Source organism: Virgibacillus oceani (assembly GCF_041521345.1).
GTDB classification, from domain to species: domain Bacteria; phylum Bacillota; class Bacilli; order Bacillales; family Amphibacillaceae; genus Virgibacillus_N; species Virgibacillus_N oceani_A.
Genome location: NZ_JBGOHB010000024.1, coordinates 63,956 through 73,047, shown reverse-complemented (window position 1 = coordinate 73,047; position 9,092 = coordinate 63,956). Strand labels below are relative to the sequence as shown.

10 protein-coding genes are annotated in these 9,092 nt (G+C 39.9%); 5 read left to right on the top strand and 5 right to left on the bottom strand.

Features of this window, described 5'->3' with window-relative positions:
• The first annotated feature begins 245 nt into the window (after positions 1 to 245).
• Positions 246 to 1,037, top strand: coding sequence for an SDR family oxidoreductase (locus tag ACDX78_RS16595; RefSeq protein WP_486029271.1), 792 nt, complete (start codon positions 246 to 248; stop codon positions 1,035 to 1,037).
• A gap of 290 nt (positions 1,038 to 1,327) precedes the next feature.
• Here the strand turns inward: ACDX78_RS16595 and ytaF are convergent, their stop codons facing one another.
• Both ytaF and ACDX78_RS16585 read right to left on the bottom strand, forming a co-directional pair.
• Positions 1,328 to 1,939, bottom strand: a complete 612-nt coding sequence (gene ytaF / locus ACDX78_RS16590; RefSeq protein WP_486029270.1) for a sporulation membrane protein YtaF — start codon at positions 1,937 to 1,939, stop codon at positions 1,328 to 1,330.
• Positions 1,940 to 2,129: 190 nt separating this feature from the next.
• The gene (locus ACDX78_RS16585; RefSeq protein ID WP_486029269.1) at positions 2,130 to 3,146 is read right to left on the bottom strand and encodes a DUF3231 family protein; all 1,017 of its coding nucleotides are present in this window, start codon (positions 3,144 to 3,146) and stop codon (positions 2,130 to 2,132) included.
• 203 nt (positions 3,147 to 3,349) lie between these two features.
• Between ACDX78_RS16585 and ACDX78_RS16580 the strand changes: the two genes are divergently transcribed.
• A complete protein-coding gene (locus ACDX78_RS16580) occupies positions 3,350 to 5,515 on the top strand; it encodes a DNA topoisomerase III (RefSeq protein WP_486029268.1) in 2,166 nt (721 codons plus the stop codon).
• 323 nt (positions 5,516 to 5,838) lie between these two features.
• On the opposite strand, the gene ACDX78_RS16575 is transcribed toward ACDX78_RS16580, so the two are convergent.
• Positions 5,839 to 6,036 (bottom strand): DUF2188 domain-containing protein, encoded by a 198-nt coding sequence (locus ACDX78_RS16575; RefSeq protein WP_486029267.1) that lies wholly within the window; start codon positions 6,034 to 6,036, stop codon positions 5,839 to 5,841.
• 98 nt (positions 6,037 to 6,134) lie between these two features.
• Here ACDX78_RS16575 and ACDX78_RS16570 point away from each other — a divergent pair, with 98 nt between their 5' ends.
• Both ACDX78_RS16570 and ACDX78_RS16565 read left to right on the top strand, forming a co-directional pair.
• Positions 6,135 to 6,464, top strand: coding sequence for a CHY zinc finger protein (locus ACDX78_RS16570; protein WP_486029266.1), 330 nt, complete (start codon positions 6,135 to 6,137; stop codon positions 6,462 to 6,464).
• 97 nt (positions 6,465 to 6,561) lie between these two features.
• On the top strand, positions 6,562 to 6,801 hold the full coding sequence (locus ACDX78_RS16565; protein ID WP_486029265.1) for a ferredoxin family protein: 240 nt from the start codon (positions 6,562 to 6,564) through the stop codon (positions 6,799 to 6,801).
• 42 nt (positions 6,802 to 6,843) lie between these two features.
• Here the strand turns inward: ACDX78_RS16565 and ACDX78_RS16560 are convergent, their stop codons facing one another.
• Positions 6,844 to 7,017: a hypothetical protein gene (locus tag ACDX78_RS16560; RefSeq protein WP_486029277.1), complete on the bottom strand. Its 174-nt coding sequence runs from the start codon at positions 7,015 to 7,017 to the stop codon at positions 6,844 to 6,846.
• 64 nt (positions 7,018 to 7,081) lie between these two features.
• Between ACDX78_RS16560 and ACDX78_RS16555 the strand changes: the two genes are divergently transcribed.
• Entirely contained in the window at positions 7,082 to 7,936 is an 855-nt protein-coding gene (locus ACDX78_RS16555; protein ID WP_486029264.1) for a DUF72 domain-containing protein, read from the top strand.
• Positions 7,937 to 8,273: 337 nt separating this feature from the next.
• On the opposite strand, the gene ACDX78_RS16550 is transcribed toward ACDX78_RS16555, so the two are convergent.
• A complete protein-coding gene (locus ACDX78_RS16550; RefSeq protein ID WP_486029263.1) occupies positions 8,274 to 9,014 on the bottom strand; it encodes a DUF899 domain-containing protein in 741 nt (246 codons plus the stop codon).
• Positions 9,015 to 9,092 lie beyond the last annotated feature (78 nt).

The following is a 9,092-nucleotide window of genomic DNA, read 5'->3' as shown; positions in this document are numbered from 1 at the left end:
CACCGTATAAAGTGGTGGGATTTCTTTTTCAAAATAAAAAATAGACTTCTGAACCAAAGAAAATACTTTTTTTATGGATTGGGATTGTAAATTAAAATAAAAACCTTAGTTTTTGGGTGCTAACCAAGTACTTACATCTTCCCAGAAATTTAAATTATTTTAAAAAGAATTTAAATTTTGACTTAGTTTTACTGAATTAGATAAAATAGAACTATGAACTTATATTTTGGAAAGGGGCAGTAAAAATGGATTTACATTTAAAAGGAAAATCGGTCATTGTTACCGCTGCTAGCAAAGGACTTGGAAAAGCAACAGCAATGGCATTTGCAAAGGAAGAAGCGCATGTGCTTATATCCAGCCGCAATGAAGAGATACTGAAATCTACAGTGGAAGAGATAAAAGCGGAAACTGGAAATGAAAACGTTGACTACGCAATCTGCGATATGAAAAATGAAACAGATATAAAGGAACTCATAAACAAAGCTGTGCAATGGAACGGCACGGTGGACGTGCTGATCAATAATACCGGCGGACCACCTGCAGGAAATTTTATGTCGATGACTGATGACGACTGGTACCATGCATTTGAATTAAATTTGCTCAGTTTTGTTCGCGCGACGAGAGCAGCGGTTCCTTACATGAAAAAACAGCAGAGCGGACATATTGTAAATCTGGCTTCCTCATCCATCAAGCAAAGTATTGATAATCTTGTGCTTTCCAATACGATGAGGCCAGGGATTTTGGGACTCGCCAAATCACTTTCCCAGGAGCTGAGTGAAGATAATATTTTAATCAATACAGTCGGACCGGGAACCATCAAAACCGACCGATTACAGGAACTGAATGAAATCAGAGCAGAGAAGGAACAAATTTCTGTGAAAGCGCTGACGCGTAAAGCGGAAGAAAGCATCCCAATGAAACGTTTTGGAAAACCGGAAGAGTTTGCAAAAGCGATTGTATTTTTAGCATCCGGGGCAAATACATATATCACCGGCCAGTCGCTTATTGTAGATGGCGGGCAGGTTAAAGCGTTATAAGTAATTAGGTAAGTCAGTAAAAATGTTTTATATATTAGAGAGCACTTTCTGATACATGTCCAAGCCAATAACCTACCAACCTTGTACGTGAGAAGGACTCTCTAATACAAGCACGAGCAAATATTCTGTTAATCGTGTACCAGAGAAGCTGCTTCTAATACAAGCACAAGTCAATATCCTATCGATCGTGTATCAGAATCACGCTATCTGATACACGATCGAGTTCATTTACATTCAATCGTACCTCAGAATCGTTCTCCCTAGTACATATTTGAGACCTCATCCCCAACTTAAGAAATAATATTAAAAATCCCAAGTGATATCAATAAAAGAGGTGGAATAAAAGACATATGCTGCATATGTTTGCTTTGCGACAGAATCATCCCCATTTTAATTCCGCAAAATACAAATATACCACTCATGCTAGCAATTAATAAAGCGGTGATAACAGGTGAATAGCCAAGCATGGATGCACCAATGCCTGCGCCAAATGCGTCCAGAGCAAGAGCCGTGCCGAGCAGAAGAGCTTCATTCGCAGAGATGGTACCTGATTTATCCAAATCTGCCTTGTCAGGTGTATTCAGGACGGTAGCTAATATATTTTGTTTTTTTTGTTCGGATGGTTTTTCTTGTTTTGAAAGCAGTAAATTGTAAAAAGAAAACAAACCGATGACAATTAAAATTCCGCCACCGATCCCTTCAGCAATAGAAGGAGATATAAATGAACTTAATGTGCTGCCGATTGTCATGGCGATGAGCACGGTGATCCCGGAACAGAGCATGATGATCACTAACCCGATAAGAGGTACTTGGATTTTTCGCATGCCATAGGTAACCCCTACACCAAATCCATCCAAACTTACAGCAATTACTAAGAAAAATAACCCTGTATATAAAAGCATAGCACCATTTCCTTTGTTTATTTCCTAGGTTCAGTGTATGGAAATGGTGCTATGGGTGTGCGTAGATATTTGACAGGCATGTTTCAGCCTGCAATTCAGCGTACTAGGCCTTTATGATAATGCCGAGCTTCACTTATGCTCAGTAACAAAGAGACCAAATTCCGTTAATTCAACATATTAAGCAGCAACATCAATCTTTCCCCTTTTTTACCAAATAGTCACGATCTTTAGTACTTGGCGGTTGTTCAAGCCAATGATGTTTAATCATAATGTCTGCTCCGCTTTTTGCCAAACGGGCAACTTCAATAGACAAGCGTTCATAATTGATCATCAAATCACTGCGCAGACTGGCAGCTCCTGCAGTGGCATAATTTCCGATTCCTGCCGATGAAATGAGTGACATATGGAACATCATTAATTTATCGGAGAATGTTTGGGTGGTTGAGCCACTTACAGCAACATCTGGTATATGAGGCGCTTCGATATCATCCTTCAATAGTGTTTCCGAGAAGATCTGAATATGCTTTTTTGAGATATCTTTGGCGCGCAGCATAAAATCCTGTACATCTTTATTTGTGGAGGTTTGTGCAAAAGCCAAACATAGTTTCACACCGATACTGTTTGTTATTATATTTAAATATAAATGGGAAATTTCAATGGCATTTAATGGACGATTATTACTAAAAGGATTTAAACCGCTCAAATATTTTTTGCTGTCTATATAATCGGTTTCTTTTGGTACTTCAATATAGGGATGTCTATAGTTCACCCCTTTTAAAAGAGCAATTTCACTGGAATGATTATAAAGTGAAGCTGTTTCCGATAAAGCTGTTGTATAGCTGCTCCGCAAATCTTGTCTTGCACACATAGAAAGAAAGCCGCTGTAAGTAACCATTCCTACTTTTGCCATATGATTTACATAGCTTAAACAAAAAACATCTGTAAATAACCATGGAGCCTCCATATTTACGTCCTGTTCGGTAAATCCATTTGGAACAGCGTAATTCTCATTTTTAAAAGTTTCATACAACTGGTCCAAATGCTTGCATGAAATGTCATAAGCATATTGAACAACAGGTTTTATCTCAGGATCATGGATATGCTTAAGCATAAAATGCAAGATGTATTTGGACATACTATCATTCATATAAGTTGTCCAAAGTGATGTTATTTCACTGGAAGTTAGATGAATTTTTTTGTCAGTCAAGTTTTGTCCTCCTCCGTCATAAATACTTTGGGTTATTTTGTGCAAAGTGGATGGTATTATGTATGCGGGATTGATGCCTACGAAAAATTCCAATAAAAACATGTCTTACCTGATGAAAATGAATAAAAAAAACATGGAGATTAAACTTTTACCTTACCTGTGATAAAGTAGAGACAGATGAAAAAAAGAAAGGAATTTTTCTGATGAGCAAAACAGTAGTACTGGCTGAAAAACCTTCTGTAGGCCGTGATATTGCACGCGTTTTGCAATGCCATAAAAAAGGAAATGGCTTTATGGAAGGCAATAAATATATTGTTACCTGGGCATTGGGGCATTTAGTTACCCTGGCTGATCCTGAAGTATATGATGATAAATATAAGACTTGGAAGTTGGATGATTTACCAATGCTTCCGAAAGATTTGAAGCTGGTTGTCATTAAAAAAACGGGCAAACAGTTTAGTGCGGTAAAAACGCAGTTGACTCGAAAAGATGTGGGGGAAGTGGTTATAGCAACGGATGCGGGGAGAGAAGGGGAACTTGTTGCCCGCTGGATTTTAGAAAAAGCCCGCGTGAAAAAGCCTGTCAAGCGATTATGGATTTCCTCTGTCACAGATAAAGCAATCCGTGATGGATTTAAATCATTAAAATCGGGCAAACAGTATGAAAATCTGTATGCATCTGCGGTAGCACGTTCAGAAGCGGATTGGTATGTCGGGTTGAATGCAACACGTGCCTTGACAACAAAATTTAACGCCCAGCTTTCGAGTGGCCGGGTACAAACACCGACATTGGCCATGATTGCGAGAAGGGAAAAAGAAATCACAGAATTTAAACCGCAAAAATTTTATGGACTTGAAGCAAAAACCCAAAAAGGCTTTAAGTTAACCTGGCAGGACGCTAAAAATAACCGGCGAATTTTTTCCAGAGAAAAAGCGGATGCTTTACTGGAAAAAGTGAAAGGAAAGCCTGCTGAAATAGTAGATGTGCAGAAGTCGTACAAGAAAAAACATGCACCCCAGCTTTTTGATTTAACGGAACTGCAAAGAGATGCGAACCGGATTTTTAACTATTCCGGAAAAGAGACATTATCCATCATGCAGCGGCTGTATGAGCAGCATAAAGTGTTGACGTATCCAAGAACCGATTCCCGGGTCATTTCCACAGATATTGTCCCAACATTAAAGGATCGTGTAAAAGCTTGCGGCGTGGATCAGTATTCCCGTTTTGCGAAAAAACTGCTCGGCAAGGAATGGAAGCTGCCGAAATCGGTGGTTGATAATAAAAAGGTATCTGATCACCATGCGATAATCCCTACAGAGGAGCGGGTTATGCTAGCTGATTTATCGGATAAGGAAAGAAAAATCTATGATCTTGTTGTGAAACGATTTTTGGCTGTATTGGCCGACCCTTTTGAATATGAACAGACGACCATATCCGCGGAGATGGATGGAGAGCGTTTTTCGGCAAAAGGAAAAGTAGTAAAGAAACAGGGCTGGAAAGCGTTATATGATAATAGACAGGATGATGAGGAAGAAGATCAGAACTTGCCTGAAGTAGGCAAGGGCGATACACTCACACAGCTCCGAGTGTCTCAAACACAAGGCGAAACAAAGCCGCCGGAACGTTTTACAGAAGGGGCTTTGCTTCAGGCAATGGAAAACCCTGCTCGTTATATGAAGGCAGAAGATAAGCATTTGACGAAAACAATGAGTCAAACTGGCGGGCTTGGCACTGTGGCAACCCGGGCAGATATCATTGAAAAGCTGTTTAACACGATGTATATGGAAATGAAGGGTAAGCATATTTTCATTACATCCAAAGGCAGGCAGCTGCTTGATTTGGTACCGGAAGATTTGAGTTCTCCCGCACTGACAGCAGAATGGGAACAAAAGCTTGCGCAGATTGCTGACGGCCGATTGGAAAAAAATAAATTTATTGCCGAAATGAAAGGTTATACGAAGGAAGTAGTTCGGGAAATTAAAGAAAGTGATGAAAAGTTCAAGCATGACAACATGACAGGCACGAAATGTCCGGATTGCGGCAAATTAATGCTTGAGATTAAAAATAAACACGGTAGAATGCTTGTTTGTCAGGATCGCTCCTGTGGTCATAAGAAAAACATTGCCAAAAACACAAATGCACGCTGCCCAAATTGCCATAAGCGCATGGAATTACGCGGAGAAGGTGAAGGAAAGACGTTCATGTGTAAATGCGGGCACCGGGAAAAACTGTCTACATTTAATAAGCGTAAAGAACAAGAGAAAAAGCATAAAGTATCGAAAAAAGATGTAAATAAGTATCTAAAGAAACAAGATGATGATTTTAAAAATAATGCGTTGGCTGAGCAATTGGCTAAGTTGAAGAAGTAGATGAGGAGAGCCCTCTTTTCGTACGCAATAAAGGGAGTGTTTTTGTTAAAAAAAAGATGATTATAGATGAACGCTGATAAAACAAGAAAAGCGCTGATAAACCTTAGGTGTTCGCTGATAAATTGAAAAAAGCGCTGATAAATTCCAGTTGTACGCTGATAAACCAAGAAAAGCGCTGATAAACTCAAAGTGACCGCTGATAAATTATAAAAAATCGCCAAAATATCCAAAAGGAAACATAGGAATGATGGTTTCCAAATCAAGCGGATAATAATAAAGCAGCCGAATGAGAACCATACGCTCATTCGGCTGCTTTACCTTAATTAATATTTTTTCTCTTCAATCACATTATGCTCTTTATCCAAAATCTGCACCAGGGCTGGACTGTTTTCTTCAGCCATTCTTTTCGCTTCTTCAATGGCTTCATCTTTCGCATCATATATCTCTTCCGGTGCGACATCTTCCAGTTTGACAAACCAAGCTGATGCGTCTACATTTGGTGTTACCGTATATGTTCTCATGATGGAAAACTCCTTATCTTTTTGTAAATCTAATTCCCTGCCTTCAAAAAATAAAACCCTTCCGATATAATAGGAATGAAGAAAAGGGGCTGTTTTTCATGATAATCCATGGCTTTTCTGTAAAAGGAGCTATAGATCAAGAAACCCGCTGCAGCCATTATCATGAGGGAAATGATCAAATTGCGATTAAATTTTATTGCTGCGGACAATATTTTCCGTGCTATCAATGCCATCAGGAACATGGGTGTGGCAGACGAGCAGTTTGGCCTCGGAGCTTATTTTCCGAAATGGCCATTTTATGTGGCGGATGTGGGGAGGTATTAACAATCAGCGAGTACTTATCCAGTGTCAATACATGTCCCAACTGTCAAACTTCATTTAATCCTGGCTGTGCTCTTCACTATCATTTGTATTTTGAAAGAAAATAACCGTGCCAAACTGTTTACTTAACCGGCATTTCTCTTGTATGATGGATGGGAAGATAGATTTTAGTTTTGTTAAAGCTTACAAGGGAGGTTAACATAAATGGCATTTGTTATATTGGATCCATGCGGCTCTGAAAAATCTGCCGAATGTGTGAGCGTGTGTCCAGTTGATTGTATAGAGGAAGGTCCTGATCAGTTTTACATAGATCCGGATGTTTGTATCGATTGTGCTGCATGCAAGGCTGTCTGCCCGGTAGATGCAATCGAGGAAGAATATGATCTAACCGCTGAACAGGAAGTCTTTTTGGAAAAAGCTGAGGAATTCTTTGCAAATAGATAGGAAAAGGGTCATTTCACATTTTGTGGAATGACCCTTTTTCAGCTATTCTTTTACCTTTTCCGCTAATTTACTGGCGACCCAGCGCATTGCTGTTGATTCATCGATTTCATAGATTTTCCCAGCACGCAATAAATCCCCGCGGTAGGCTGTTTGTACATTCATTTTTACTTTCATTTCCGATAAAGCTCCTTTATGATTCCTAATTACAGTATACATGACATGGACGCTCCACTTCCATATTTGCTGTAAATTTAATATGATAAGTTGTGGAGGTGTCCGAATGAATTATATCGGATTAACCGGATGGGGAGACCACTATTCCATTTACGCCGGCAATGTAAAACCAAAGAATAAATTAGTAGAATACAGCAGTCATTTTCCTGTCGTGGAAGTCGATACCGCATTTTATGCGATTCAGCCAGAAAAGAACGTGAAAAAGTGGGTGGCAGATACCCCGGATAATTTCCGTTTTATAGTAAAGGCATATCAGGGAATGACCGGACATCAGCGTAGGGATGATCAGCCTTTTGATTCAGTAAAAGAGATGTTCACGGCTTACAAAAAATCACTGGAATCCTATATCCATGCCGGGAAATTAGCGTGTATCCTTTTTCAGTTTCCGCCTTGGTTTACCTGTAAAAAAGAGAATGTAAATTATTTGCGCTATTGCAAAAAGATGATGGAGGATCTTCCTGTTGCATTGGAATTCAGAAATCAATCATGGTTCTCGGAAAAATATCGTGATAGCACGTTACAGTTTATGAAAGAGGAGGGCTGGATTCACTCTATTGTGGATGAACCCCAAGCAGGCAGCAATTCGATTCCTACTGTACCGGTGGTAACAAATTCCGAAAAAACAATGATCCGGATGCATGGGAGAAATATCCATGGATGGAATAAACCGAATAGTGCAGATACTAATTGGCGGGAAGTACGTTATCTATATGATTATAATCAGGATGAATTAATGGAATGGAAAAATAGAATTATAGAACTGGAAAAAGAAACGGAAGAACTTTATATCGTGTTCAACAACAATTCCGGTGGACATGCTGCGGGGAATGCGAAGGAACTTCAGGAAATGCTGGGTATTACGTATGAAGGACTTACTCCTAAGCAGCTTGGTTTTTTCTAACAATGCGAAAGGGAGCCGGGGTGATTCATACAGCTGGATAAAACAATTGTAGTAAACAAAAATACGAACCTCCCTAAACTTGCACTTAAAAACCGCTCCGGGGTCTACATCGATGATTCCGACGCAAGCACAGGGTGTGCGAGTGTCGGCGTTGGTCATAGGACGTGACCGAACCTAGCCGACCTCCCTCAGGAGTCTACGGATATTTCCGGAGCTACTATAGTAGAATGTTCGTCTCTCAATGTTTCCTCAGGTTCTGTCACAGCTTCATTTTCCCATCTACTGGATTTTAAAATGATTCTTATACATTATTGTTCTAAAGATCGATTGAATACACTCACACTTTATATCGATCATGATGCCGCCACCATTCATAAGTTTGTGTCTGATCAATCCCAGGCGGTGAATCTTCCCACAGTTCCTGCCTGCCAAATGGTGTAATATCAAGGTAACTCCAATTGCTTCCCAGATATTCTACACCGCGTGCCCCAGTGGAATAGGTATGATAAATTCTATTACCGTCCAACAGAAACACACTGTAACCATGTGTTTCACCCGCTTCTGTCGTTGCACCGAAGTCCTGATTAAAATCAGTGGAATGGGAAGAATACCATGGGATTTCCCAGCCCATGCGTTGTTGAAAAGGTGCTATTTTTTCCATGGGTGCTCTTGAAATCAGGACAAGCCTTGTATTGCGTGCCTCCAAATGTGACGGATGCCCCATATTATCAACCATCATCGAGCAGCCGTCACAGCCTTCCTCCCAGCTGGGATCAAACATGAAATGATACACAATGAGCTGTTTATATCCCGCAAATAAATCATAGAGACTAGTTTCTACGCCCTTGCCTTGAAATATATAATGCTTTGTAATTTCAACCATAGGCAGGCGGCGTCGCTTTGCATTCAGTTTATCCCGAAGACGGGTGAATGCTTTTTCTTCTTCAAGAAAGGCCTGATGGGTTTCAATCCATTTTTCTCTTGACACGATTTTGTGGTTTGTTGTTTCATTGTTATTTAACGTCATATTAGTTTTTGCGTTAGCTGAACAGCACCTGTCATTCAGGTTATTATTCATTCATTTCCATCTCCCTTTCCATATCTTAATTGTTATCGTACCATGGATGGAATATGGAAGTTTCTTACCGATTGCTAA